The 25859-nt window shown below is 42.9% G+C and carries 24 protein-coding genes, 1 other RNA gene, 1 pseudogene and 2 other annotated features (1 of these 28 running past the window's edge); of the genes and pseudogenes, 6 read left to right on the top strand and 20 right to left on the bottom strand.

From position 1 onward, the window contains the following. Positions 1-73: a binding site (T-box leader), on the bottom strand; it reaches 137 nt to the left of the window's first position. A 46-nt stretch (positions 74-119) separates the two neighbouring features. After that, positions 120-1184 carry an AI-2E family transporter gene (locus tag QRN39_RS07995; RefSeq protein ID WP_106032665.1) on the bottom strand — a complete coding sequence of 355 codons (1065 nt, stop codon included), beginning with the start codon at positions 1182-1184 and terminating at the stop codon, positions 120-122. A gap of 167 nt (positions 1185-1351) precedes the next feature. Here QRN39_RS07995 and QRN39_RS07990 point away from each other — a divergent pair, with 167 nt between their 5' ends. From QRN39_RS07990 to QRN39_RS07975, 4 genes are all read left to right on the top strand, one after another. Beyond that, a complete protein-coding gene (locus QRN39_RS07990) occupies positions 1352-2080 on the top strand; it encodes an amino acid ABC transporter ATP-binding protein (RefSeq protein WP_050943677.1) in 729 nt (242 codons plus the stop codon). Between the two features lie 13 nt (positions 2081-2093). Next, positions 2094-2903, top strand: coding sequence for a transporter substrate-binding domain-containing protein (locus QRN39_RS07985; RefSeq protein ID WP_284906814.1), 810 nt, complete (start codon positions 2094-2096; stop codon positions 2901-2903). Between the two features lie 79 nt (positions 2904-2982). Beyond that, on the top strand, positions 2983-3636 hold the full coding sequence (locus QRN39_RS07980) for an amino acid ABC transporter permease (protein WP_003216507.1): 654 nt from the start codon (positions 2983-2985) through the stop codon (positions 3634-3636). 15 nt (positions 3637-3651) lie between these two features. Further along, positions 3652-4302, top strand: a complete 651-nt coding sequence (locus QRN39_RS07975; protein ID WP_003216394.1) for an amino acid ABC transporter permease — start codon at positions 3652-3654, stop codon at positions 4300-4302. Between the two features lie 42 nt (positions 4303-4344). Here the strand turns inward: QRN39_RS07975 and QRN39_RS07970 are convergent, their stop codons facing one another. The 8 genes from QRN39_RS07970 to cymR form a co-directional block, all read right to left on the bottom strand. After that, positions 4345-4476, bottom strand: a complete 132-nt coding sequence (locus QRN39_RS07970) for a YrzQ family protein (protein WP_003216198.1) — start codon at positions 4474-4476, stop codon at positions 4345-4347. A 20-nt stretch (positions 4477-4496) separates the two neighbouring features. Then, entirely contained in the window at positions 4497-4688 is a 192-nt protein-coding gene (locus QRN39_RS07965; protein WP_003216308.1) for a hypothetical protein, read from the bottom strand. 13 nt (positions 4689-4701) lie between these two features. Next, positions 4702-5220 (bottom strand): PRC-barrel domain-containing protein, encoded by a 519-nt coding sequence (locus QRN39_RS07960; protein WP_284906813.1) that lies wholly within the window; start codon positions 5218-5220, stop codon positions 4702-4704. 75 nt (positions 5221-5295) lie between these two features. Further along, complete coding sequence (gene recD2, locus QRN39_RS07955) at positions 5296-7680, bottom strand: SF1B family DNA helicase RecD2 (RefSeq protein ID WP_284906812.1); 2385 nt, start codon at positions 7678-7680, stop codon at positions 5296-5298. 19 nt (positions 7681-7699) lie between these two features. Continuing rightward, positions 7700-8353 (bottom strand): tetratricopeptide repeat protein, encoded by a 654-nt coding sequence (locus tag QRN39_RS07950; RefSeq protein WP_003216571.1) that lies wholly within the window; start codon positions 8351-8353, stop codon positions 7700-7702. 60 nt (positions 8354-8413) lie between these two features. After that, positions 8414-9532 carry a tRNA 2-thiouridine(34) synthase MnmA gene (mnmA, locus tag QRN39_RS07945; RefSeq protein WP_284906811.1) on the bottom strand — a complete coding sequence of 373 codons (1119 nt, stop codon included), beginning with the start codon at positions 9530-9532 and terminating at the stop codon, positions 8414-8416. A 95-nt stretch (positions 9533-9627) separates the two neighbouring features. Next, positions 9628-10770, bottom strand: coding sequence for a cysteine desulfurase family protein (locus QRN39_RS07940; RefSeq protein WP_106029090.1), 1143 nt, complete (start codon positions 10768-10770; stop codon positions 9628-9630). A gap of 18 nt (positions 10771-10788) precedes the next feature. Beyond that, positions 10789-11208, bottom strand: a complete 420-nt coding sequence (gene cymR, locus QRN39_RS07935; RefSeq protein WP_034620651.1) for a cysteine metabolism transcriptional regulator CymR — start codon at positions 11206-11208, stop codon at positions 10789-10791. A gap of 207 nt (positions 11209-11415) precedes the next feature. Between cymR and QRN39_RS07930 the strand changes: the two genes are divergently transcribed. Beyond that, on the top strand, positions 11416-12681 hold the full coding sequence (locus QRN39_RS07930; RefSeq protein WP_284906810.1) for a replication-associated recombination protein A: 1266 nt from the start codon (positions 11416-11418) through the stop codon (positions 12679-12681). 33 nt (positions 12682-12714) lie between these two features. Here QRN39_RS07930 and QRN39_RS07925 read toward each other — a convergent pair whose 3' ends face one another. The 5 genes from QRN39_RS07925 to QRN39_RS07905 form a co-directional block, all read right to left on the bottom strand. Continuing rightward, complete coding sequence (locus tag QRN39_RS07925; protein WP_044140034.1) at positions 12715-13479, bottom strand: tRNA threonylcarbamoyladenosine dehydratase; 765 nt, start codon at positions 13477-13479, stop codon at positions 12715-12717. A 92-nt stretch (positions 13480-13571) separates the two neighbouring features. Continuing rightward, positions 13572-13752, bottom strand: a non-coding RNA gene (ssrS, locus tag QRN39_RS07920) — 6S RNA. 77 nt (positions 13753-13829) lie between these two features. Continuing rightward, positions 13830-15608: an aspartate--tRNA ligase gene (gene aspS, locus QRN39_RS07915; protein WP_095117949.1), complete on the bottom strand. Its 1779-nt coding sequence runs from the start codon at positions 15606-15608 to the stop codon at positions 13830-13832. Positions 15609-15626: 18 nt separating this feature from the next. Further along, on the bottom strand, positions 15627-16901 hold the full coding sequence (gene hisS, locus QRN39_RS07910; protein WP_003216423.1) for a histidine--tRNA ligase: 1275 nt from the start codon (positions 16899-16901) through the stop codon (positions 15627-15629). A 74-nt stretch (positions 16902-16975) separates the two neighbouring features. Next, positions 16976-17215, bottom strand: a binding site (T-box leader). Between the two features lie 58 nt (positions 17216-17273). After that, on the bottom strand, positions 17274-17444 hold the full coding sequence (locus QRN39_RS07905; RefSeq protein ID WP_003216250.1) for a YrzK family protein: 171 nt from the start codon (positions 17442-17444) through the stop codon (positions 17274-17276). Positions 17445-17581: 137 nt separating this feature from the next. Here QRN39_RS07905 and QRN39_RS07900 point away from each other — a divergent pair, with 137 nt between their 5' ends. Beyond that, positions 17582-19162, top strand: coding sequence for an N-acetylmuramoyl-L-alanine amidase family protein (locus QRN39_RS07900; protein ID WP_284906808.1), 1581 nt, complete (start codon positions 17582-17584; stop codon positions 19160-19162). A gap of 96 nt (positions 19163-19258) precedes the next feature. On the opposite strand, the gene dtd is transcribed toward QRN39_RS07900, so the two are convergent. The 6 genes and pseudogenes from dtd to QRN39_RS07870 all read right to left on the bottom strand — a co-directional run. Further along, positions 19259-19702: a D-aminoacyl-tRNA deacylase gene (gene dtd, locus QRN39_RS07895; protein ID WP_003216527.1), complete on the bottom strand. Its 444-nt coding sequence runs from the start codon at positions 19700-19702 to the stop codon at positions 19259-19261. Between the two features lie 18 nt (positions 19703-19720). Continuing rightward, positions 19721-21931, bottom strand: a complete 2211-nt coding sequence (locus QRN39_RS07890) for a RelA/SpoT family protein (protein WP_012010732.1) — start codon at positions 21929-21931, stop codon at positions 19721-19723. A gap of 142 nt (positions 21932-22073) precedes the next feature. Further along, on the bottom strand, positions 22074-22586 hold the full coding sequence (locus QRN39_RS07885) for an adenine phosphoribosyltransferase (protein WP_003216770.1): 513 nt from the start codon (positions 22584-22586) through the stop codon (positions 22074-22076). A gap of 23 nt (positions 22587-22609) precedes the next feature. Continuing rightward, positions 22610-24934 (bottom strand): single-stranded-DNA-specific exonuclease RecJ, encoded by a 2325-nt coding sequence (gene recJ, locus QRN39_RS07880; protein ID WP_284906807.1) that lies wholly within the window; start codon positions 24932-24934, stop codon positions 22610-22612. Between the two features lie 81 nt (positions 24935-25015). After that, positions 25016-25369: a LapA family protein gene (locus tag QRN39_RS07875; protein WP_251190258.1), complete on the bottom strand. Its 354-nt coding sequence runs from the start codon at positions 25367-25369 to the stop codon at positions 25016-25018. Positions 25370-25467: 98 nt separating this feature from the next. Further along, a pseudogene (locus QRN39_RS07870) lies at positions 25468-25713 on the bottom strand (cation:proton antiporter regulatory subunit); the annotation flags it as partial. Positions 25714-25859: the final 146 nt, after the last annotated feature.

Here is a 25859-nt window from a genome sequence, read left to right as displayed (position 1 = left end):
GGCTTTTCTCAGCAAAATAAAGCCTCTCTCTGCAACAGCTTTTTAACGTACTCGGGTCCTTCATTGAATTCAATATGTAGTATGAATCGAAATTATTATAGACAACTCGGCTTCTCTTGTCAATGAACGCTTCGTCTCATGAGGATATATTGCACAATGATCACTCTGATGATAGCGGCAGTTGGTACGGCTAAAATCATGCCTATTAAACCAAATAACTCTCCTCCTGCTAGCAAGACAAGCATAATGACGACAGGATGCATATGAAGACTTCTTCCTACGATGATCGGGCTGAGGACGTTGCTTTCTAAAAATTGCAGCACCGCTACTGTAATCAGCACAATCATAACCGATTTAACCGAGATGGTAAACGCAATAAAGACAGCGGGAACCGCACCGATAATCGGTCCAAAATACGGAATGACATTCGTTGCGCCAATCAGCATACCTAGGACAAGCGGATACGGGATATGAAACAGCCAAAGCACAATGGCTGCTGCACCTCCAATTAATGAACAGACAAGCAGCTGCCCTCTAATATAATTACCAAGCGATTCATCAACTGCCTTCACAAACGCATGTCCCCTCTTCCGAAATGATGGCGGCGTCAAATACCATGCAGCCCGCTTCATCGTATTCATGTCCTTCACCATATAAAAAACAAGAAAAGGAATGAGCGCTGCAACTAATGCGTAATCAAGTAATACTTTACAGCTAAGAATCATTCGCTCCGCGCCGTTAGCTGCATATGTCTCCGATTGAACAATTAAGCGATCCAAGCGGTCGTGAAGTCCGTCGGGCCAATGGTTTGTATGATGATGAATATGTGATAAAGCGCCATTATACGTTTCCGCAAGTACAGGAATTTGTTCTGACAGCTCATTTAACTGCTTGATCATGACAGGCGCTCCTTTATAAACCGCAAGCCCAATCCCGCCAAAAAACAGTACATAAATCAATAAGAGACTAACAGTCCTTGGCAAGCCCCCCGCGTGCAATTTTTCCACTATCGGATAAAGCAGATAAGAAATAAAAATGGCAATGAGCAGCGGAATTAGAACCGCCTTTAACAACAAAAAAATAGGCATCCATAACTCGTCGAGCTGCAGTAAAATGAGCAAGGATGCAAGGACAAGCAGGACCCCTGCGGCATATATCAGAAATTGGATCGGACGTTTCTTCACCTTTTTCACCTCTTTTCTTATTGTTTATCCATCTTCTGTAATTATCCATGTAAATAAAATTTGTCCTAACTTTGTTAAAAATGAATACACATGAAACATACAGCTCCATCCAAAGTCACTAAAATGTCTACACTGAATATTCCATCATGTACAAGAGGAGGTTCTTCATGATCACATTCGAAGAAGTCAACAAGCATTATGGCCAGTTCCATGTACTGAAAGACATTAACCTACATATTCAAAAAGGTGAGGTTGTCGTGATCATCGGTCCTTCAGGATCAGGTAAAAGCACGATGCTCAGATGCATCAATCGTCTTGAAAGCATTGATGAGGGAAAGGTACTCGTCAACGAAGTGCCTGTTCAGCATCCGAAGACCAACATCAATCTTGTCAGGCAAAATATTGGGATGGTGTTTCAGCATTTTCACCTCTACCCGCATAAGACGGTGCTTGAAAACATTATGCTTGCCCCAATGAAGGTGAAAAAGGTGAGCAAGGAAGAAGCGAGGGAAACAGCCGAATTTTATTTACATAAAGTCGGCATTCCTGATAAAGCGGACGCCTACCCTTCAAGACTCTCAGGCGGACAGCAGCAGCGTGTTGCGATTGCAAGAGGGCTTGCGATGAAGCCAGAGGTCATGCTGTTCGACGAACCGACATCGGCTCTTGACCCAGAGATGATCGGAGAGGTACTAGATGTGATGAAGCAGCTCGCCCGAGAAGGAATGACCATGGTTGTCGTCACACATGAGATGGGATTTGCCCGAGAGGTCGCCGACCGTATTGTCTTTATTGATGAAGGCAGAGTTCTTGAAGAGTCAACACCGGCTGCATTTTATGAGAAACCGCGTGAGAAACGCGCTCAGCTCTTTTTAAGCCGTATTTTAAATCACTAGGGGGAATGATTTGATGAAAAAAATGAAACGCTTTGGCCTACTACTCTTTATGACTTGCTGTATTGCTGCATTGGCTGCTTGCGGATCTGCTGAAAAAGGCTCGACTGATGCAAAAAAAGGAAGCTCTTTAGAAGCCATTCAAAAAGACAAAAAAATCATATTCGGGGTCAAGAATGATACACGTCTCTTCGGTCTAAAAAATCCTAGCAGCGGAGATATCGAAGGGTTTGATATCGATATTGCAAAAGCCATCGCAAAGGAAATGCTCGGCGATGAAGGAAAAGCAGAATTCAAAGAAGTGACATCAAAAACGAGAATTCCTCTACTGCAAAAAGGAGATATTCATGCGATCGTCGCAACTATGACGATTACCGAAGAGCGTAAAAAAGAAGTCAATTTCTCAGATGTTTACTTTGAAGCAGGACAATCATTGCTTGTGAAAAAAGGAAGCGACATTCAATCGATTGATGATCTTAAAAAAGGGACGAAAGTGCTTGCAGTGAAAGGATCTACTTCTTCTCAAAATATCCGCGAAAAAGCACCTGAAGCGTCTGTATTAGAATTTGAGAACTATCAGGAGGCTTTTACAGCTTTAAAATCAAACCAAGGGCAAGTGCTGACAACTGATAATGCGATCTTATTTGGTATGGCAGATGAGGATTCAAATTACGAAGTCGTCGGCGGCACCTTTACAGATGAGCCTTATGGTATTGCTGTGAAAAAAGGTGATCAGAAATTAACAGCTGCGATCAATAAAGCCCTAAAAACCTTAAAAGACAATGGAGAGTATGACAAGATTCATCAAAAATGGATCAAAGAATAACCGTTTGACGTGTGAAGAATGATCTCTCAGGGTGAGCTTCTCATTGGCTCACCTGTTGATCAGGAAGGAAGTGAACTGATTGCTACGGTTTTCCATTCTTATTGAAAATTTTCATCTTTATGTAGAAGGCTTTAAATATACCATTGGTGCAAGTGTCATTGCTTTGATTGGAAGCTTTTTGATCGGTACACTCATTGCCATTATGAGAATTGCGCCACTCAGGCCGCTCAACTGGTTAGGAACGGCTTACGTGGAGTTTGTTCGGAATATTCCGTTATTATTGATTACATTTGTCTTCTTCTTTGGATTACCCGTGCTAGGCATTGTAGCAGATGGCTTCACCGCTGGCACAATTGCCCTTGCCATTTATACCTCTGCCTTTATTGCTGAAGCCATTCGCGCAGGGATACAAGCTGTACCGCTTGGACAAATGGAAGCAGCCCGTGCTTCAGGTCTATCCTATGGCGGGACGATGCGGTATATCATTTTGCCGCAGGCGATTAAAATCGTCATTCCCCCTCTTGGGAATCAATTTATTAATCTTGTCAAAAACTCCTCTATTTTAGGTGTCATTGCAGGGTTTGATCTCATGTATCAAGGAGACCTCATCGCTTCTAGAACATTTGTGACATTTGATGTCTACATCTTTGTTGCCATGTTCTATCTACTATTAACGATTCCGCTCAGTTTAGGCGTTGGTTATTTAGAAAAAAGATTAGCAAGAAGCCACTAGAAAGGAGGAAACATCATGGATTTTCTAGGTGCCTACCAGCCTGATCATCTCGCCTTTTTACTTGAAGGATTTGCTGTCACCTTAAAAGTGGCTTTTATCTCCATCATTTTGAGCTTTCTCATTGGATTAGTCATTGGCACATTGCGGTTCGCTCAGATTCCGGTTTTATCAAAGATACTTGCAGTCGTCGTCGAAACCATTCGAAACCTGCCGCTCTTATTGATCATCTTTTTCACATATTTTGCACTGCCCGAAATCGGCATTAAGCTGAGCATTACAGCCTCGGCTATTGCAGCTTTAACCGTATTTGAATCAGCGATGCTGTCAGAAATTATTCGAAGCGGTTTAAAATCAATTGATAAGGGGCAGATCGAAGCAGCTAGGTCTTCTGGTTTAACCTATATCCAAACGTTAAAAATGATTATTATGCCGCAGGCTTTACGCCGTATGGTACCGCCAATTGTTAGTCAGTTCATCTCTCTTTTAAAAGATACGTCACTAGCTGTTGTCATTGCCCTTCCAGAGCTATTGCATCACGCTCAAATATTAAACGGTCAGAGCCAATCTTACTTACTGCCCATTTTCCTATTAGCAGCGATGATGTATTTTGTCGTCAATTTCAGCTTATCATTACTCGCGCGCCGATTAGAATATAGGCAGGCATAAAAAAGGACATCCGCTTTTGGCTTTTGGCGGATGTCTTTTTGCTTACATCATTCTCATAACGCGTTTTCTTAGCTTTTTCATATCCCGCTTTGATGGCATATCATATCGGCTTGCAAAGTGATATGCGAGTGCACCTGCACCAAGCGTTAATAGTGAAGAAGTCATTTTGCCCATTCGAAATTCCCCCTTAACACTTATAGTTGAATTGAACGTTCATCATCACTAAACAGATCATCTAAGCTGCTTAGTGTTCCGTCTTCTTCCACTTGGTGTGTAGATATTTTGCCTTTTGACAGCGTCAATTCAATAAAACAGCCCCAGCAATAATATTGATTGACCCCAATTTTTCCGATGTCTTTACATTTGCAATTTGGGCAAATGAGCATAATCAGCACCTCTTTACGTTCGGTTTAGAACAAGTGCTTCCTTTTGAACGTTGATCAAGGTTCCGGCAGCCTGAAGCTGTTTTCGAATCCCTGAAAGCTCTGTAAAGAAGCCGTCCGAGAGTTCATATGCTACGATTGTGCCCGAATTTGTGCAAAAGTATACATCTTCCAAAATGCCTAAATTTTCACCATCAGGCGACTGTATCATTTTCTTTTTCAATTTCGAAAATAAGAAGGATGGGGCGGAGGAATCCATGCCTATTCCCTCCAGGCAGCTCACATATAAGCCTTTGTCTGTCAGCTGATCCCCAGCCGAGAATGGAACGAGTGCACAGTCTTTCTTTTTCCCATCTAACACATATCCTCCGCAGCTGCCTCCGGCTAATAAGCAAATATCTTTTATCGAACCAAGTGAATGAGACGTTTCACCTGTATAGATTGACATTCCTTCAAGCTCTCGACATGTTCTCAAAATGTGCTCAACCACCTTTTGCGGAACAGTCTTATCGTGTGCGTTTACTGCAAGACTCATACGAAGAAATGGCTTCCATGAACGAAATATGAGGATTTCTTTTCATGCTAAAAAAGGCTCCCATCTGGAAGCCTTTTATTCATACATAAAATCAAATGGAGTGATTCCCTCCATACCGATATTTGCATCATGCACGCTAAACGGCAGTTCTTTTTGAAGTGCTGCAAGCTCCGCATCCATAACCTCTTCGGTTTGCACGAGCCGCATCGTTAAGGACGTTTGTCTGAGCGAATCCTCATTGTTTTTCACGCCCCACTCCAGTGCTGATTCCTCGCCGCACAGAATTAAAAACTTTTTACTTCGTGTAATGGCTGTGTACAGCAGATTTCGCCGAAGCATTCTATAGTAGCTTCTCACGACTGGAAGCACAACGATGGGGAATTCACTGCCTTGTGATTTGTGGATGGAGCAGCAATAGGCATGTGTAAATTGATGAAAATCCTTTTTTGTAAAGGTAATTTCATTCCCATCAAAGGAGATCACAGCCATGTCTTCTTTTTCCGTGTTTTCTTTCGCATAAAAAATCGAGACAATTTCGCCAATATCACCGTTAAAAATATTGTTCTCCGGCTGATTCACAAGCTGAAGCACTTTATCACCGGTCCGGTACACCACATCACCAAACGGGATTTCTCTGCCTTTTGGTTTTTTAGGATTTAAAATGTGCTGCAGCATTTTATTGAGCTCATTAATGCCTGCTTTTCCTCTATACATGGGCGCAAGCACTTGAATGTCTTTAGCTGAATAGCCTTTTTGAGCAGCATTGCTGACGACTTTCTCAATCACTTCTTTCATTTGATCAATTGAGCATTTTATGAAAGATCGATCCTTTGAACGTGCGGTAATATCCTTTGGCAGGACGCCATTTTTCATATCATGTGCAAGCTCAACAATGCTGGAGCCGTCTGCCTGACGGTAAATATCTTTCAGGGTAACAGCTGGCACAGCTTGTGATGCAAGCAAGTCTCTTAACACTTGGCCTGGTCCGACAGACGGAAGCTGATGTTCATCCCCCACCATGATCACTTGGATATGATCAGGAATGGCCTTAAACAAGTGATTCGCAAGCCAAATATCTAGCATGCTTGATTCATCAATAATGACAAGCTTTCCTTCAATCGGCTGTTCTTCATCATGCGAGAATCCCTCTGACCCATTCCAACCAAGCAGCCGGTGAATCGTCACAGCTGGAAGCCCTGTTGATTCTGTCATTCGTTTAGCTGCTCGTCCAGTTGGCGCCGCAAGCACAAATGGAAAGGATTCATCTTTTTTGTAATCACTCGGATCAAGAGATACACCGTGAAGATCGCTGTAAAGCTCAACAATCCCTTTAATGACTGTTGTCTTCCCAGTCCCAGGTCCGCCTGTTAAAAGCAGCATTGGGGACATGAGCGCCTTTTGAATCGCTTCTTTTTGTGTCGGTGCATACTGGACGCCCAGCCGTTCCTCTAGCTCACCAAGGGCTAGAAGGAATTCTGATTCAGGGAATTGGTCTGCATATTCCGTTTGGGAGACGATTTTTTGTATACGTTTGGCGACACTTTGCTCGGCATAAAATAAGGACGGATGATAGCAGCGCTCATCTTCAATGATCATCTCTTTCCCTTCGCCAAGTGCAATGATCTGATTGGCGACGTCCATTTCCGTCACTTTGTACTCATTGCCTGTCTGATTGAGCAGTTTTCGGGTTTCGACGATCAAATCCTTTGTTTGTATGTACGTATGACCGTCCTGAAGGCTGGCTGTCTCCACTGTATAAAGCAAGGCTGCACGGATTCGCTCTGGGTCATTTCCTGAGATACCGGTTCTAGCGCCAAGCTCATCCGCCTTAATAAATCCGATTCCTTCGACATCCTTGACGAGCTGATAAGGGTTTTCTTCAATCTTCTGCAGCGTCTCACTCTCGTACACTTGATATATCTTCATGCTGAGCTGTGGACCAAAGCCATATTGATTCAGGCTGATCATAATTTGTTCCAATCCTTGATGCTCCTGGAGCGCTGCGGCCAGCTTATCTGCCTTCTTTTTTGATAAGCGCGGAACGTCATACAAAACAGCTGGGTCACGCATAATTTTATGAAGCGTCTGACTGCCAAGCTGCCCCACAATTTCTTCCGCCGTCTTTTTCCCTATCCCTTCGAATAAATCACTTGAGAGATAATGAATGATTCCTTGCTTTGTTGTCGGTACTTCCTTTTGAAAATGAGTCGCCTGAAACTGTTCACCAAATTTCGGGTGACTTGTGACTTTGCCATAGAAGGTGTAAGTTTCTTCCTCATGAAGTGCTGGGAAGTAGCCTGTGACAGATGCTGTTTTTTCCTCTAAGTTTTCCGATGTTTCAATGACTTTCACCTTTAACACCGAGTATAAATTACTTTCATTATGGAAAATAACGGCTTGAACTGTCCCCTTTAAAAATGGTTCGTCCTCAAGCTTCATTTGATCTGGATGTTCCTGCACAGGTCTTCCCTCCTTCCGTCTATTCTGCCTCTTGAATTAGCTTTTGCGCATGTAGTGCCAGCATATGGTCAGGCTGCACGTCAATCGCTTTTCCTAGCATCTCAAGTGCTTCGTCTTTTTTCTCTAAGTATGCATACGCAACCCCTAAATTATAAAAGGCATCTGCATGCTGCGGATCACGCGCGATCACCTCGGTAAAGGTCGTCACCGCTTCTTCCAGCAATTGTTCATTGGCTAAGCACATGCCAAATTGGAACCTTGCTTCATTATCATCTTCATTCAGTTCGATGGCACGCTGAAGATAAGGCATCGCAAGCTTCGGCTGCTCTAATTTGATGAGCGTTTGCCCCAGCATATAAAATAAATCACTATTTTCCATCCCAGCTTGAAGTGCTTGTTCAAAATAGTCTTTTGCTTTCATAAAGTCTTCTTTTAATGTGTAGACATTTCCTGCCCCGTAATAGGCTGCAGCTGCGGCGTGATCAAGCTCTATTGCTTTTTGAAAGAAGTTTAACGCACGTTCAAATTCATTGATGCTTGAAAGCAAGTTCGCAAAGTTAATATATGGAACCGGGTCTTTCGGGCTTTCTTCAATGGCTTTCGTAAAAGCTTCTGCTGCTTTTTCGATGTTCCCTTGATTTAAGGCTTCTATGCCGATTTCGTTATGATTCATTCGCTCTCTCATCCTTTCATTAAAAAACCTCAACAGCGACGTTGAGGTTTTGAAAACATGTTACACATACGACAGCTTTTGGCCGTCCTTAAAGACATCGTCAATTGTTCCGCCGCCGAGACATTCGTCGCCCTCATAAAAGACAACCGCTTGTCCTGGTGTGACAGCACGAACAGGTTCATCAAAGATGACCATCGCTTCTTGCTCACCTGTCATTTTCACCTTCACATGGTGATCTTCTTGACGGTATCTGAATTTAGCTGTGCAGATTAATTCACCGTTTTCACCGACAATATGAGGACGAGTCCAGCTAATATTGACGGCTGAAATGCTTTCAGAATATAAAAGTGGATTGTGGAAACCTTGTTCGACAAACAGAATATTTTGTTCCAAGTCTTTTCCAACGACAAACCAAGGATCACCGCTGCCGCCAATGCCAAGACCTTGGCGCTGACCGATCGTGTAATACATCAATCCATCATGCTCCCCTTTGACTTCTCCGTCCATCGTCTGCATCACGCCAGGCTGTGCAGGCAAATATTGACTAAGGAACGTTTTAAAGTTTCTTTCTCCAATAAAGCAAATACCCGTTGAATCTTTTTTCGTTGCTGTTGCGAGCTCTGCTTCTTTTGCCAATTCACGAACCCTTTTTTTCTCTAGATCACCGATTGGGAACATGACTTTATCAAGCTGTTCCTGAGTCAGCTGATTTAAGAAATACGTTTGGTCTTTGTTGGCATCAAGACCTCTTAGCATTTTGACTTCATCGCCAGTTCTGTCGACGCGCGCATAGTGACCTGTTGCTAAATAATCCGCACCGAGTGACAATGCGTGCTCAAGGAACGCTTTGAACTTAATTTCTTTGTTGCACATGACATCTGGGTTTGGCGTTCTGCCCGCTTTATATTCATCAAGGAAATATTGAAACACTTTGTCCCAATATTGCTTCTCGAAATTCACTGCATAATAAGGGATTCCAATTTGGTTGCATACGCGGATGACATCCTCATAGTCCTCCGTTGCTGTACATACACCATTTTCATCTGTGTCATCCCAGTTTTTCATAAATATGCCGATTACATCATAGCCTTGCTCCTTTAACATAAGAGCAGCAACTGATGAATCGACTCCTCCGGACATACCGACCACAACTCTTGTGTCTTCTGGTCTTTTTGTCATCTTCATCAACTCCATTTTCAATGAAACAGCATGTGCGTTTCGTTCTTCAGGTGCCTGGCTGTTTCATTTTTCACACACGAACAAAAGAGGAACGTTTATTTGGCTAAGCGTTTGACAACAGCTACTATCTTGCGCGCCGCCTGCTTCACATGATCCTCTTCATTCCCAAGACCGAAGCTTATTCTGACTGAGGACGTCAGCTTGTCTGCTTCTTCGCCATACATGGCGCTTAACACGTGTGAAGGAAGGACGGATCCAGCCGTACATGCAGACCCACTTGAAACAGCAATTCCTTCCATATCTAAATTCACAAGTAACGATTCGATAGAAACGCCTGGGAAATGAACATTTAAAATGTGCGGCAATGTCTCTTCCGGGTGCCCATTGATAGAGAAATCGAGTGATTCCTCTTCGAATACTTGTAGCATGATTTCTTTGAGCTTACCATAATGCATGGCTTTTTCTCTTCTATTTTGCTTCGTTAATTGAACAGCTTCTGCAAGTCCGACGATCCCTGCCACATTTTCAGTGCCAGCACGGCGTTTTCTTTCTTGTTCTCCTCCGAAAATTTGCGGAGAAAGTTTCACGCCTTCGTTTACATATAAAAAGCCCGTTCCCATTGGACCATTTAGCTTATGGCCAGAAGCAGATAAGAGATCAATATGAAGGTCTGCTACATCGATTGGCATTGTTCCAAACGCCTGCACGGCGTCTGTATGAAAATGAGCAGTGTGATTGTGTAAAAGCTCACCAATGTCTTTGATTGGCTGAATCACACCTGTTTCATTATTGCCGTACATGATGGTCACAAGAATCGTATCACCTCTTAGTGCTTGTTTTAGTTGTTCAAGATGAATCAATCCAGTTTCATCCACATCTAAATATGTCACGTCAAATCCTAGCTTCTCTAGGCGTTCACATGTGTGCAGCACCGCATGATGCTCTGTTTTTGCTGTGATGATATGTTTTCCTTCATGCTGTCTTGCCATTGCCACACCTGTAATCGCCAGGTTGTCCGCCTCTGTTCCTCCACTTGTTAGGATGATCTCCTGTGGTTTACAGTGTAATTCTCCTGCAATCACTTCTCTTGCTTCATCGAGCCACTTTCTTGCCTCGCGCCCATATGAATGAATGCTAGAGGGATTGCCAAATATCTCTGTAAAGTAAGGCATCATCTTGTCCACAATACGCTGATCCATCGGCGTTGTGGCTGCATGATCTAAATAGATACGTTCCATTCCCGGTACACCTCTGATCTAAATATAGAACATATACGCCTCTTGATCCTCGTCATCTTTATAGCTTGCCAAGTCTTCAAGAGTTGTATTGTCCAGTACGTCTTTTACTGCATCACGAATCCGAATCCAAAGTGCACGCTTTGCTGGTTCTTCGTTTTCAATGACTTCGACAGGACTAATCGGTCCTTCTAATACACGAATAATATCACCGGCTGTGATCTCGTTTGGTTCATGTGCAAGAACATAGCCGCCATATGCACCGCGAATACTTTTCACCAGACGGGCATTCCGAAGTGGTGATACAAGCTGCTCTAAATAATGCTCAGACAAATTATTGTTTTGAGCGATTGATTTTAATGATGTAGGGCCTTCGCCATGTTTTTTGGCTAATTCGATCATGATCGTCAGACCATATCTGCCTTTAGTAGAAATTTTCAAGTTAAACACCTCTGCGTTTTCTATTTCTATGTCATCAATTATTTTTCTGATTTCATATACGCTTATATAGACCAAAAGCAATTATATCATACTTTTAGCCAACTTTCATTTGCCGGTTCTGAGCGCTTTAGGAGGACGCATCCCTTTTCTATTTGAAGAAATTTCGGTACTCTATACAAACAAGACATTGCTTTAGGAGAGATAATCATGAAACCTTTAGCGTACCGGATGCGCCCAAGTCATATTGAAGACATCATTGGGCAGGAGCATCTCGTTGGAGAAGGTCAAATTATTAGACGAATGGTCGAGGCAAAACATTTATCCTCGATGATTTTATACGGACCGCCGGGCATCGGAAAAACATCGATTGCGACGGCGATCGCTGGCAGTACAAGCATTGCGTTTCGGACGTTGAATGCGGTCATTCATAACAAAAAGGATATGGAAGCTGTCGCTGCTGAAGCGAAAATGAGCGGCCAGGTCATCCTCATTTTAGATGAGGTTCACAGGCTTGATAAAGGAAAGCAGGATTTTCTTCTTCCTTATTTAGAAAATGGCATGATCATTTTAATTGGCGCAACGACAGCTAACCCCTATCATGCGATCAACCCTGCCATCCGAAGCCGGGCACAAATATTTGAGCTAAAACCGCTTGAAACAGAGCAAATCAAGGCTGCATTAACAAGAGCGTTACAGGATGAACATCGCGGACTTGGCGGTTATGAGGTGACAGTGGACGATGAAGCGATGAATCATTTTGCCAATGGATGCGGCGGGGACGTACGCTCTGCTTTAAATGCGTTAGAACTAGCTGTTTTATCGACAAAAGCAGATGATGCTGGGCATATTATGATCACTCTTGCCGCAGCAGAAGAATGTTTACAAAAAAAGAGCTTCTCACATGATAAGAATGGTGATGCTCATTATGATGTCCTCTCGGCTTTTCAAAAATCCATTAGAGGCTCTGACGCAGATGCGGCGCTGCATTACCTTGCCAGACTGATTGAAGCAGGGGACCTCGAAAGCATTTCAAGGAGATTACTCGTGATCGCTTACGAAGATATTGGCTTAGCTAGTCCGCAGGCAGGCCCTCGTGTGTTAAGCGCTGTTCAAACAGCAGAAAGAATCGGCTTCCCGGAAGCACGAATTCCGCTGGCTAACGCAGTCATTGAACTGTGTCTTTCTCCTAAATCCAACTCAGCATATAAGGCGATCGATGCGGCACTTGGTGACATTCGTTCAGGGAAAATTGGTGAAATCCCTGTTCATTTAAAGGATGCTCACTACAAAGGAGCCACAGCACTTGGCAGAGGCGTCGATTACTTATACCCACACGATTATGAAAACGGCTGGGTGAAGCAGCAATACTTACCTGATCCGCTGAAAAACAAGCAATACTATGAACCAAAGCAAACAGGTAAATTTGAAGGCGCACTAAAACAGGTATATGAGAATTTAAAACGCCAAAAATAAAAAAAGCCCCCTGCCTAATAGCAGGTGGGCTGTTTATTTATCCTTCACACGTGTAATTGGAATATCTTTCAAAAGCTGCATAATGACATGACCACCCATGATCAGTCCTGCAACAGACGGGACGAAGGCATTGGATGATGGCGGCATTTGTGCCTTGCGAATCTTCGCTTCATCATTTCCAACTTCTTTTCTGACATCTTCGCGGATGACAATCGGACTTTCATCAGAGAAAATGACTTCAATTCCTTTACGAATCCCTTCTTTGCGTAGACGCGTTCTCACGACTTTTGCAATTGGGTCGGTATGTGTTTTTGAAATGTCATCAATTTTGAAGCGGGTCGGATCTGTTTTGTTTGCAGCTCCCATACTCGAAATGATGTTCACATTGCGTTTCAGACACTCTTTCATTAAATGAATTTTATAGTGAATCGTATCTGACGCATCGATGACATAATCAAGTGGATATTCAAAAAATTGTTCATATGTTTCCTCTGTATAAAACATCTTGAGTGCAACAACTTCACATTCTGGATTAATATCAGCGATTCTCGCCTGCATTAAGTCAACCTTTGGCTGACCAACTGTTGAAAGCAATGCTGGCAGCTGACGATTTACATTTGTAATATCAATATCATCTTTATCAACAAGAACAATACGGCCAACGCCTGAACGAGCGAGTGCCTCAACTGCAAATGAACCAACGCCGCCCACACCAAGCACTGCAACTGTACTGTTTTTTAATATATCTAAGCCTTCCTTGCCAATGGCAAGCTCATTTCTTGAAAACTGATGTAACAAGTGCCTCACTCCACCTTTATTTAAAATGAATCGAAAGAATCATATCATATTCAACCTTCTTCGTCATCCTTCTGAAAAAGAAAAAAACACAAAAAAGTCCCGACAACGCCGCCAGCTTTTCCTTCGTTTTGAACCCCGCACCATGCAGGTGGGTGCTTTCTTCCTGACTTTATAAGTCCTCTAAAGAGGCATTTATGCAGAAAGGAAAGGCAAGCTCCCGTATAAAAAAATGTTCGGTCAAAACTAGGTAACCACCGTACGTATCAGGACTTTATTTATTGATTGATGAAAGCATATCATAGGCATGCCGCTTTTTCAAGCGTTTACATGCCTATATCCATGCGTCTATTTTACTGTTTTACTTTTGTTTTAATCGCTAAACTTAGCTCATCCAGCTGCGCTTCGCTCACATGACCTGGAGCATCTGTTAGCACGCAGCTCGCACTTGCCGTTTTCGGGAATGCAATCGTGTCTCTTAGGTTAGAGCGGCCGGCAAGCAGCATCACTAAGCGGTCAAGACCAAGCGCAATTCCGCCGTGCGGAGGAACACCGTGCTCAAAAGCATCTAGAAGGAAGCCGAATTGTTCATAAGCCTCTTCTTTTGAAAACCCAAGTAAGCTAAACATTTTTTCTTGAATGTCCTTTTCGAAAATACGAATCGAACCTCCGCCAAGCTCATAGCCATTCAGGACAAGATCGTATGCCTGTGCCTTCATGTCCTCTGGGCTTGTCTCAATTAATTCAAGATCGTCGCGTACTGGCATTGTGAAAGGATGATGGGCAGCATAGAAGCGTCCTTCTTCTTCATCTTTTTCAAGCAGCGGCCAATCAACGACCCATAAGAAGTTGAATACAGACTCATCGATGAGTTCAAGCTCTTTGCCGAGTTTTAAGCGAAGGGCACCAAGTGCGTCATGGACAACAGACGTCTTATCTGCAACAAAGAGTAAAAGGTCGCCTTCTTCGACTTGAAGCTGCTCCTTTAATTCTGCTTGCTTTGCTTCGTCAAAGAATTTAGCAATCGGCCCTTTTAATTCTGTGCCTTCTGCTTTAAGCCAAGCTAGACCTTTTGCACCGTAGTTCGCAGCAAATGCACCAAGGGCATCAATGTCTTTTCTTGAGTAATTCGCTGCAGCCCCTTTGACATTGATGGCTTTCACAGCTCCACCATTTTTTACAGCTCCGCTAAAGACTTTGAAATCAGAGTCTTTTACCGTGTCTGAAATGTTGACAAGCTTCATCTCAAAACGTGTATCTGGTTTATCAGAACCATAAGAATTCATCGCTTCATCATAAGTCATACGAGGTAATGGCAATGTCAGCTCTACGCCTTTGACATCTTTCATCACCTTTGCCATCATCTCTTCAGCAAGCGTCATAATGTCCTCTTGACTCATAAAGGACATTTCGATATCGACTTGTGTGAATTCCGGCTGACGGTCAGCACGCAAGTCTTCATCCCTAAAGCAGCGGGCAATTTGATAGTAACGATCCATTCCTGAGACCATCAGCAATTGTTTAAATAATTGCGGGGACTGAGGCAAGGCATAGAACTCTCCTTCGTGTACACGGCTTGGAACAAGATAGTCACGTGCACCCTCTGGCGTACTTTTTGTTAAAATCGGTGTTTCAATATCTAGAAAGCCGTTGTCATCTAAGAAATGGCGGAATGCTCTTGTGACCTCGTGTCGCATTTTCATCGTTTCAAACATAGCAGGACGGCGAAGGTCTAAGTAACGGTATTTAAGGCGCACATCTTCTGATACCTCGTCCGCTTGATCTGAAATCACAAAAGGAGGGGTCTTCGCTTCATTTAACACGCTGACCGTTTCGACTTGTATTTCAATTTTCCCTGTTTTTAGATTTGGATTAATTGTTGCTTCTTCTCTTGCGACAACCGTTCCTTTAATATCAAGGACATATTCATTACGAATCGATTCTGCTGTCTCAAGTGCCTCTTTTGAAAGGTCTGGATTGAAGACAGCTTGTACAATTCCTGTACGGTCACGCAGATCAATAAAGATTAATCCGCCAAGGTCACGTCTTTTTTGAACCCATCCTTTTAATACAACGGTTTGACCGATTTGGTCTTCTGTTACTTCTCCACAATAAAAAGTTCTACCAAACACAAACATTCCACTCCTTCTTTACGCCTTCTTGTGGGCCTTCATCATTTGAATCAGCTCATCAAGCTTCACTTCAATTTGTTCACCCGTTGTCGTATCTTTTACATTCACAATGTGCTGCGCCAGCTCATCTTCACCAAGGACAGCAATAAACTTGGCTTTTAATCGATCAGCCGCTTTAAATTGTCCTTTTAATTTCTTCCCTGTATAGTCCATTTCACTTGAAATGCCTTCTTTTCTTAGACGATTTAATAATGAAACAGCGTAATCTTTCGCATCATCACCGAGTGCAGCAATGTATAGATCAATGCCATCTTGCAATGGAAGATCAATCCCTTCAGCATCGATTGCTGATAAGAAACGCTCAATACTCATAGCAAAACCGATTCCTGGTGATTCAGGACCGCCAATTCCTTCAACAAGTCCATCATATCGGCCTCCGCCGGCTAATGTGGTAATCGCACCAAAGCCTTCAGCATTACTCATGATCTCAAATGCCGTGTGATTGTAGTAATCAAGGCCGCGCACTAAGTTCGGATCGACGACATATTCAACGCCTATATCTGTTAAGTATTGTTTGACCTTTTCAAAATAAGTCCGTGATTCATCATTTAAGTAATCTTGAATGGATGGAGCCGTTGCCATCAATTCGTGGTCACGATCCTTTTTGCAATCAAGAATTCGCAGCGGATTTTGATGTAAACGGGTTTGACAGTCATGACAGAATTCATCGATTCTTGGCTCAAAGTGCTCGACAAGTGCCTTGCGGTAGTCTGCACGGCTCTCTTTGTCACCAAGGCTGTTAATGACGAGCTTTAAGTTTGAAAGACCTGCTTTCTCATAAACACTCATCGCAAGGGAAATAACTTCTGCATCGATGGCTGGGTCCTTTGAACCGATCGCTTCAATCCCAAACTGATAAAATTGACGATATCTTCCCGTTTGCGGACGTTCATAGCGGAACATTGGTCCGATGTAATACAGCTTTGTTGGCTGCGCCGGCTGTGCAAATAATTTATTTTCAACATAAGAACGTACGGTTGATGCCGTTCCCTCTGGACGAAGGGTGATGCTGCGTCCCTTTTTATCTTCAAATGTATACATCTCTTTTTGAACGATATCGGTTGATTCGCCTACTCCCCGTGCAAACAGCTCTGTATGCTCAAAAATCGGTGTGCGGATTTCTTTGTATTGAAAGGCCGCACATGTATCTCTTGCAATTTGTTCAACATACTGCCAGCGTTCTGACTCTCCAGGTAAAATATCCTGTGTGCCTCTTGGAATATTAAAACTCATTTTTCGTCCTCCTACGACCATCATTCATTTTTTTATGTGGACATATAAAAAACCCCCGCCTCTACTATGTGTATAGTAGGGACGAGAGTTATACCCGTGGTGCCACCCTAGTTGGAACATGATCTAGCCATGTTCCCGCTCAAATCCTTAACGCAGATTCACGTTCTCCGCCTATTGACTCATTTTTAGAGCGTTCAGCAGGAAACCTACAGAGTGTTCTTTCGTGATAAATGCCATGCGGATTCGCTTTCAGCCTAAGGCGATTCCTCTCTGCTCACGCAATTTACCCTACTATTCTCTATCATCAGTTCCACATTTTAAATTTTCAAGTGTGTTGATTTATATTATAATAAGGTCGGTGCTGCCACTCTGTCAACCCTTGCCGTGCCTCTTTTTCTTTTCCAGCTCTTCTTTTGACGTACATCCGTATTCAGATGCGGTTTCTTCAAGGAAGCCTGGTTGATCCATTTCGTCGTGCTGCCAGCGATCGATATCACGATGTCCATTATATTGCACTCGTCCTAATTTTCTGCTTAATCTCATGTTTGTACATCCTTTTATCACGTTTTTATTTAGTATAAACAGATTGATTCATTTTTATTAGGGAAACTGCAAGGAATTAGTCCATTACATAACGAATTTATGTTCATCGGTTTTACAAGGGAGGGGAAAACACCGTTTTGAATCTAAAAAAACACAATCAAATGATGATGCTTCTTACCTGTTTTGTTCTTATCGCAAGTACTTTGCCTATGGCACATGCTACAGCACAAACAGATCAAGCTGTGGTCGCTACAGATGAAATCAATGTGAGAACGGGTCCTGGTTTAAGCTATGGAATCGCAGCTGTTGTGAAGCGCGGAGAAAGCTATCCCATTCTCACGAAACAAGGAGAATGGGTGCAGATCGGGCTATCGAACGGTCAAAAAGGCTGGGTCGTCTCATGGCTGATTACAACATCATCTGGCAGCCAAAAGTCTGCTAAGCCGAAGACACAAAATCAAAGCTCAGCAGAGAGCAGTTCCATTACATCGACAGCCTCTGATCTTCGCATACGGACGGGCCCAGGGACTTCCTATCAAGTCGTCGGAACTTTCCCGCAAGGCGCTTCGGCTAAAAAGCTGCAGACAAGCGGCGAATGGACAAAAATTTCGTATAAACAAGCAGTAGGCTGGGTTCACTCTGATTATGTGTCAGGCGGCCAAAAAGCTTCTCAATCAAGCGCTGGCGAGTCCTCTCGCTCTAAACAGACAGGCACAGTTGGCGTATCGAGCTTGAATGTAAGGCAATCGGCGGCACCAAATGCACAAGTCGTCGCTTCACTTGCCCGCAACACACAGATCACCATTTTGCGCGAGCAGAACGGCTGGTATGAAATTGAGGCAAAAGGCGTGAAAGGCTGGGCAGCAAGCTATTACATCGTCACAAGCAATGGAGCGAGTTCGGAGGGTGAAAAGAACTCATCTTCATCGGCTTCCCAAAAGAAAGCGTACATTGTTTACGATGGCACCAACATTCGAAAAAGTGCTTCTACCTCTGCTCAGATTGCAGAAAGAGCCACAAAAGGTTCTGCCTATCAAATTGTTCGCACGCAAGGTGACTGGTACGAGGTGACATTATCAAACGGCGGAACTGGTTATGTGGCAAGCTGGGTCGTTCAAACGAATAAAAATAGCAGCGAGGCACCAAGACCACAGCAGGATTCATCGTCAGGAACTGGTTCTTTAAAAGGAAAAACGATTGTTCTTGATCCAGGTCATGGCGGAAAAGACAGCGGTACGATTGGCGCAGATGGTGCGTTTGAGAAGAACATTACCATCAAAACCGCTAATTTACTGGCAGGCAAATTAAGGGCTTCTGGAGCAAATGTTTATTTAACTAGAAGTGAAGATACTTTTATCAGCCTTCAATCGAGGGTCGCGACATCTCATTACAGAAATGCAGATGCATTTATTAGTCTTCATTATGATAGTTTTATGGACCCAAGTGTCAGAGGAAGTACGGCGTATTATTATCAAGCAGCAAAAGACCAGCAATTAGCGACAAATGTTCATACAGAAGTTGCTAAACGCTCTCAAATCCCTGATAAGGGTGTCAAATTCGGAGATTATTTTGTGTTAAGAGAAAACAAACGTCCTTCTCTTTTATATGAACTCGGCTATTTAAGCAATCCTCAGGAGGAAGCCATCATTTATAGCGCCTCTTACCAAGAACGAGTCACAGAAGGAATGACAGAAGGATTAAAACAATATTTCCGCTAGAAAAAAGAGGCCACTGCGCCTCTTTTTTGTTTGGTCGCAAAAGAAAAAGACTCTAAACAAACTCCTGCATGAGTTTATCTACAGTCTAAAGTGAATCTATTCTTTGCTATCCATCCAGATGGTGACAGGTCCTGAATTGGTCAATGACACATCCATCATCGCGCCAAAACGGCCAGTTTCTACATGAATGCCTTTTTCTCTAAGGGCTTTATTGAAACATTCGTAAAGGGCGTTCGCCGCATCTGGCTTGGCTGCTTTCATAAAATTTGGCCTTCTGCCCTTTCTCGTATCACCATAAAGGGTAAACTGAGACACAGACAGCACGCTTCCTTTTACATCCAATAACGAATGATTCATTTTCCCGTTTTCATCCTCAAAAATACGTAAATGTGCAAGCTTATCAGCTAAATAATGCACATCTTCTTCTGTATCTTCGTGTGTGACACCAACGAGTACCATATATCCTTCATTGATGGCTCCTGTGATCTCTTCTTCTACCTTCACAGATGCACTTGTCACACGCTGCACAACAAGCCTCATAGACGATATACTTCCTTTCTAATTCATGAATCGGCGAACAGAGTAAATGTCTTTGATTTGTTTAATGCGTTCTACCACTTTGTGTAAATGGTTAATATTTTGAATAAAGATCGCCATATGGATCGTCGCCACTTTGTTACGATCAGACTTACCAGAAACCGACGAGATGTTCGTTTTGGTTTCGTTGACTGCTTGAAGCACCTCATTGAGTAATCCGCGTCTGTCATATCCTAATATTTCAATTTCCACATTGTATTCTTTACGGTTTCGAGCAGGCTGTTCATGCTCCCACTCAACCGGGATTAACCGTTCCTGCGCTTCTCCTGTCTTCACGTTCGGACAGTCATCACGGTGAACAGATACGCCTCGGCCTTTCGTAATAAAACCAACAATGCTATCACCTGGAACAGGATTACAGCACTTAGATAAGCGGACAAGCAGGTTATCTATCCCTTTGACTCTTACACCTGCTTCTCGTTTCTTCCCGTGATACGTCTTTGGCTCTACAGTCACTTCTTGAACTGTTTTTTCTTGTTCTTCTTGATCTCTTTGTTTTCTTTCTTTTTCAGTTAAACGATTGGCGACTTGGAGTGCAGTAATTCCGTTATAACCAACCGCTGCATACATGTCCTCTTCGTTTGAGAAATTAAATTTGTCAGCCACTTTTTGCAGGTTTTCAGCTGTCAGGATGTCTTTGACATCAAACTCAAGGTTTTTGATTTCTTTCTCCACGAGTTCTCGGCCTTTTTCGACATTTTCTTCACGGCGCTGTTTTTTGAAAAACTGTCTGATCTTGTGCTTGGCTTGGGAGGTTTGGGCAAGTTTGACCCAATCCTGACTTGGTCCATAGCTGTGCTTTGATGTCAGAATTTCAATAATGTCACCTGTTTTCAATTTATGATCGAGCGTGACCATCTTTCCGTTGACCTTCGCACCGATCGTTTTGTTCCCAATTTCCGAGTGAATCCGGTAAGAGAAGTCAATCGGCACGGAACCCGATGGCAGTTCAATGACGTCTCCTTTTGGAGTAAAGACAAACACCATATCAGAGAAGAGATCGATCTTTAATGATTCCATAAATTCTTCTGCATCTGTCGATTCATTTTGGAATTCAAGGATTTCTCTAAACCAAGAGAGCTTCTTCTGGAAGACAGCTTCCTCCGTTGATTCTGCTGACTCTTTTCCTTCTTTGTATGCCCAGTGCGCAGCAATTCCGTACTCTGCAATTTCATGCATTTCCACTGTTCGGATTTGAACTTCAAGCGGGTCACCTTTTGGCCCAATCACTGTTGTATGAAGCGATTGGTACATGTTCGGCTTTGGCATTGCAATATAATCCTTAAACCTGCCTGGCATCGGCTTCCAGCATGTATGGATAATCCCGAGCACGGCATAGCAGTCTTTAATGCTGTCAACCAAAATACGAACGGCCAGCAGATCATAAATTTCATTAAACTGCTTATTTTGCAGGACCATTTTGCGATAAATACTATAAATATGCTTTGGTCTTCCGGAAAATTCAGCCTTGATGTTTACCTCTGACACCCGATCTTTTACTTCATTGACAACCTCGTCCAAGTATTCCTCACGTTCCGCTCGTTTGCGCTTCATGAGGTTCACGATCCGGTAATATTGCTGCGGATTTAAGTAACGGAGCGCTGTATCTTCAAGCTCCCACTTAATCTTTGAAATCCCTAATCTGTGCGCAAGCGGTGCAAAGATTTCAAGGGTTTCATTTGAAATTCTACGCTGCTTTTCCTGAGGAAGGTGTTTGAGCGTTCTCATATTGTGCAGACGGTCTGCCAGTTTAATCAAGATGACGCGTATATCCTGCGCCATTGCCACAAACATTTTTCGATGGTTTTCGGCCTGCTGTTCTTCTTGTGATTTATATTTAATCTTCCCGAGCTTTGTTACACCATCAACAAGCATCGCAACTTCTTCGTTAAAATGCTCTTTTAAATCCTGTAATGTCACATCTGTATCCTCGACAACATCGTGCAGGAAACCTCCTGCAATGGTCGATGGGTCCATTTCAAGGTCAACAAGAATCCCCGCCACTTGAATTGGATGGATAATATAAGGCTCACCAGACTTCCGGTATTGCTCCTTATGTGCATTTTCAGCATATTCATATGCTCGCTCTATAAATTGAATATGTTCAGCGGACAGGTATTCTCTTGCCTTGTCAATGACCTGCTGCGCCGTTAAAACTTGTTCGTTCGCCATGGAATCACCTTTTTAAATGAAAACTGTATTGTAGTTTATTATCAAGAAAAATTCGATAGATGTAAAGAGAAGAAGTCCGCTAAAAGATTTTTGATAGGAAAAAAGCACCCTTCTTACCGAGTGCTTTTTTCGTAAAACTCCATTAGTATTGCATTAACGTCAAGATGTCGTAACCGTCAAGCTTCTTTCTGCCGTCCAGATACGTCAGCTCAATCAAGAATGCAATTCCTGCCACAACGCCGCCCAATTCCTCTACAAGCTTGATGGACGCTTCAATTGTTCCACCAGTCGCAAGTAAGTCATCTGTAATCAATACACGTTGACCAGGACGAATCGCATCTTTATGAATCGTTAATACATCTTTCCCATATTCTAAGCCGTATTCGACTTTAACGACTTCACGAGGAAGCTTTCCTTCTTTACGAACCGGTGCAAAACCTACACCAAGTGCGTAAGCTACAGGGCAGCCAATAATGAATCCACGCGCTTCAGGTCCAACAATGAGATCAATGTCTCTTTCCTTCGCGTATTCAACAATTTGATCCGTTGCATAACGGTACACTTCGCCTTTATCCATTAACGTTGTAATATCTTTAAATTGTACACCTTCCTTTGGGTAGTCAGGTACAACTGTCACATATTGTTTTAAATCCATCTTTTCCTTTTCCTCCTCGTACGTCAAAGCACAGGTGAGACTTCGCTCATCATGCTATTCAGCCATTCCTTCAGCTCTTTGGCTGAGGAATATGTTAGTGTTTGATCGAGTTCCATCAATCGTTGTTTTGCTGTATAGGATGCTGATGCCGTTAAATCTTTTTTAGGGGCATCACGTACTATTGACAGCACACCACTCTCTATTTTAACAAAACCGAGTTCAAAAAACACCTTTGTCATAAAAATCATTGTATCTTTTGTCCAGCCTCTATGTTTCGCAAGCTCCATTCCTTGCTCCTTAAGAGGGAAACTTCCTCGCTTTAACAAGAATCCATAAAACCATTTGAATTGATCGCGGCTAGGGAAAGAGGACATGAAATGATCTTCTTTTCTTTGGAAAACCGTATAAACTCTAGCTGGCTTTTGGTTTTCTAACAGCTGCCTTAGTAAGTGTTCATCTGCTGGAACATCTGCAAAGACAACATACTTGCCTTCTACATCGAATGTTGAAACATTTTCTGCATGGACATGATGAATCGGGATTTTGACTTCCTGTTTTGTTTCTTCGTCAAAACAGACCACCACATATTTTTCTGGGTCAAGCGTGGAGATTGTCTTTTCCCAATCCTTTTTGCCGCGCAAATCAAACAGCTGCCACTCATCTACTCGGGCATCTTTTAGCATGAGCTGTGGTTTCTTCCGGTTATTCCATTCATTGATGGACATTTCACCAATGACGGAAATGCGGCTACCTGTGACAACTTCTTCTTTTAATTGACCTTGATGAAAACCGACACAGTCAAGCAGCTTCTCTTCGTCTTTCAGAGACATTTTAATATGATTCTGATTTGCTCCAATTGTTCGGATTTCTTCAAGTCTCACATCTTCAATCATGATGAACGGCTTTGGATTCTGCATGCCAAATGGTGACAGCATCCCCACTTCTTCAATTGCTTCAACCGTCAACTCGTCTACCTTGCATACAGCATCAACCCGCTGAATCGGAATAAAGTCTTCTTCTGTCAACGTTTCATTCGCATATTGATTTAATCTTTCCCTTAGTAAAGGAACATCATCCGCTCGAAGTGTCATACCCGCAGCCATCGGGTGCCCGCCAAAATGCGGCAGAATGTCACGGCATTTGCTTAAATGGAAAAATAGATCGAAGCCAGGAATACTCCGCGCTGATCCTTTTGCCATTTGCGTCTCTTCATCTATTCCAAGCACAATCGCAGGACGAGAAAATTTATCCGTCAATTTAGAGGCAACAATTCCGACAACACCCGGATTCCAGCCAGCTTTCGCTACAACGATTGCAGACTGGTCATCACCTGTCTCTTCCACCATTTGAATGGCTTCTTCTGTGATCGTACTCACAATTTTTTGACGTTCTTTATTCAGTTCTTGTACAAAACGAGCGAGTTCTTCTGCTTCATCCTTATCCTCTGTCATGAGAAGATGAACAGCTGGATCGGCCTGTTCAATTCGTCCTACAGCATTCAGCCTTGGCGCAATTTGAAAGCCGACCGTTTCCTCATTTGCATCTTCAAGAGTAGCACCTGCTTCTTTCAATAACGCCTTCAGCCCCGGTCTATTCGACTGCCTAAGCTGCATAAGCCCTTTTTTAGCGAGCCATCTATTCTCATCATGAAGCGGCACAAGATCCGCTATTGTCCCAATTGCCGCAAGATCTAACAGCTGAGTTGGCAGCTTTCCAAGAAGTGCATGCGCCACTTTAAATGCTACGCCTACACCGGCAAGTTCTTTAAAGGGATACTCACAGCCTGGCTGCTTAGGATGAACAATCGCAAGTGCCTCAGGCAGTTCCTCACTTGGTTCATGGTGATCTGTAATGATCAGGTCTAACCCTATTTCTTTTGCAATACGTGCTTCATTTACAGCTGCAATGCCTGTATCGACGGTGATGACAAGCGATGCGCCTTGCTCTTTGATATATCGGAAAGCCTGTTCATTAGGCCCATAGCCTTCTTTAAATCGATCTGGAATATAAAAGTCTACTTTCGCAGACAACTCTTTTAATGTATGTAAAAGCACAGACGTACTTGTCACACCATCCGCATCATAGTCTCCGAAGATCACAATCGATTCCTGCTCTTCGATCGCTTTGTTGATGCGCTCTACTGCCTCTTTCATTCCTTTTAATAGAAATGGATCATGAAATTCGGCTTTTTGATCAAATAAAAAAGACCTCGCTTCTTCTACTTCTTCAAGTCCTCTTTTTACAAGAAGCGATGCAGTCAGCGCTGAAATATTCAGATTTTCAGAGAGTGATTTCACTTTTTCTTCGCTTGGATGTTCATATTCCCAGCGCATTTTGGATAATAACATAAATTCACCCCTCAACCACACTATTATACTAGAGTGGCCTGAGGGGTTTCAATTTTTATTTTATGAAATTGTGCTGGAAGATTATTTTTCCTTCCGGTTAAATGATGCTGGCTGTTCTTTTAAAGGCGTCTCATTCGGTTTCTTTTGAACGTCTTTGTCGATCTTTTTATTCGAAACAGCAGGTGCAGGTGCGGCTGCACGCTCAGCTTTTAATGCCTTTAGTTCACGTTTTAGTTTCATAATTTGGAAAATCCCTGCAAAAGCCACAATGAGTCCGCCCATGAGCACAGAACCAATAATGACAAGGATCAGCGGCCATTCAGCCGATCCAAATAAGTAGTCAACTTGCACCGGCCGCACATTGATTACGGCAAATACTGAGACAATTAATACGAAAATAAATGCGAGTATGATGGTCCATTGTTGTTTGTTCATCTACATATCCCCCAAGCTTTTTCTTTTATTCTTCCCTTTTCATAGTCCTTTTTAAACACAGAAAGAAAAGCGCGGAAGAAAATCTATCAGTATAGGCATGATACTTCTACAGTTTCAAGCGCTTTCGGCTTATATACCATGCCGCCTAAGATTGCTGCAATTTGTCTTGCTTCTTCATCGTTTAGCAAGATACCAGAAATAGATTCTTCATGATCGTCCTCTTGAAAATGATACATTTCTCTCCTGCCGTCATCGTGTGTAATGATGGCAAGCTTCTCATTATTTCTTGTGATCATTTCGGCTTTGTGACCGATACCTGGCAGTTCAGTTTCCCGAACCTTCATAACAGCCCCTCCAAAGCCAAATGCCTCAAACGGACACTTGCTTTCTATACTTGTCTAAACGTATGTCATTATAGCAAAAGACCATTTCAAGATCAATGATACCCGGAATGTTTTTTCGAATCGTCTTATTTTCGGAAAAACTAAAG

Origin of the sequence: Bacillus sp. lyk4-R2A-2 (genome assembly GCF_030209735.1) — a bacterium.
Taxonomy (GTDB): domain Bacteria; phylum Bacillota; class Bacilli; order Bacillales; family Bacillaceae; genus Bacillus; species Bacillus pumilus.
The sequence above is the reverse complement of the archived record's forward strand: the minus strand, read 5'-3'. Positions and strand labels throughout refer to the sequence as shown.

Coding starts and splice junctions, on each gene's coding strand:
- QRN39_RS07990 (WP_050943677.1), top strand. CDS start 1,352: ATGATCACATTCGAAGAAGTCAACAAGCATTATGGCCAGTTCCATGTA.
- QRN39_RS07985 (WP_284906814.1), top strand. CDS start 2,094: ATGAAAAAAATGAAACGCTTTGGCCTACTACTCTTTATGACTTGCTGT.
- QRN39_RS07975 (WP_003216394.1), top strand. CDS start 3,652: ATGGATTTTCTAGGTGCCTACCAGCCTGATCATCTCGCCTTTTTACTT.
- QRN39_RS07970 (WP_003216198.1), bottom strand. CDS start 4,476: ATGGGCAAAATGACTTCTTCACTATTAACGCTTGGTGCAGGTGCACTC.
- QRN39_RS07965 (WP_003216308.1), bottom strand. CDS start 4,688: ATGCTCATTTGCCCAAATTGCAAATGTAAAGACATCGGAAAAATTGGG.
- QRN39_RS07960 (WP_284906813.1), bottom strand. CDS start 5,220: ATGAGTCTTGCAGTAAACGCACACGATAAGACTGTTCCGCAAAAGGTG.
- QRN39_RS07950 (WP_003216571.1), bottom strand. CDS start 8,353: ATGAATCATAACGAAATCGGCATAGAAGCCTTAAATCAAGGGAACATC.
- mnmA (WP_284906811.1), bottom strand. CDS start 9,532: ATGACAAAAAGACCAGAAGACACAAGAGTTGTGGTCGGTATGTCCGGA.
- QRN39_RS07940 (WP_106029090.1), bottom strand. CDS start 10,770: ATGGAACGTATCTATTTAGATCATGCAGCCACAACGCCGATGGATCAG.
- QRN39_RS07930 (WP_284906810.1), top strand. CDS start 11,416: ATGAAACCTTTAGCGTACCGGATGCGCCCAAGTCATATTGAAGACATC.
- hisS (WP_003216423.1), bottom strand. CDS start 16,901: ATGAGTTTTAATATTCCAAGAGGCACACAGGATATTTTACCTGGAGAG.
- QRN39_RS07905 (WP_003216250.1), bottom strand. CDS start 17,444: ATGAGATTAAGCAGAAAATTAGGACGAGTGCAATATAATGGACATCGT.
- dtd (WP_003216527.1), bottom strand. CDS start 19,702: ATGAGGCTTGTTGTGCAGCGTGTGACAAGTGCATCTGTGAAGGTAGAA.
- QRN39_RS07890 (WP_012010732.1), bottom strand. CDS start 21,931: ATGGCGAACGAACAAGTTTTAACGGCGCAGCAGGTCATTGACAAGGCA.
- QRN39_RS07885 (WP_003216770.1), bottom strand. CDS start 22,586: ATGGATTTAAAACAATATGTGACAGTTGTACCTGACTACCCAAAGGAA.
- recJ (WP_284906807.1), bottom strand. CDS start 24,934: ATGTTATTATCCAAAATGCGCTGGGAATATGAACATCCAAGCGAAGAA.
- QRN39_RS07875 (WP_251190258.1), bottom strand. CDS start 25,369: ATGAACAAACAACAATGGACCATCATACTCGCATTTATTTTCGTATTA.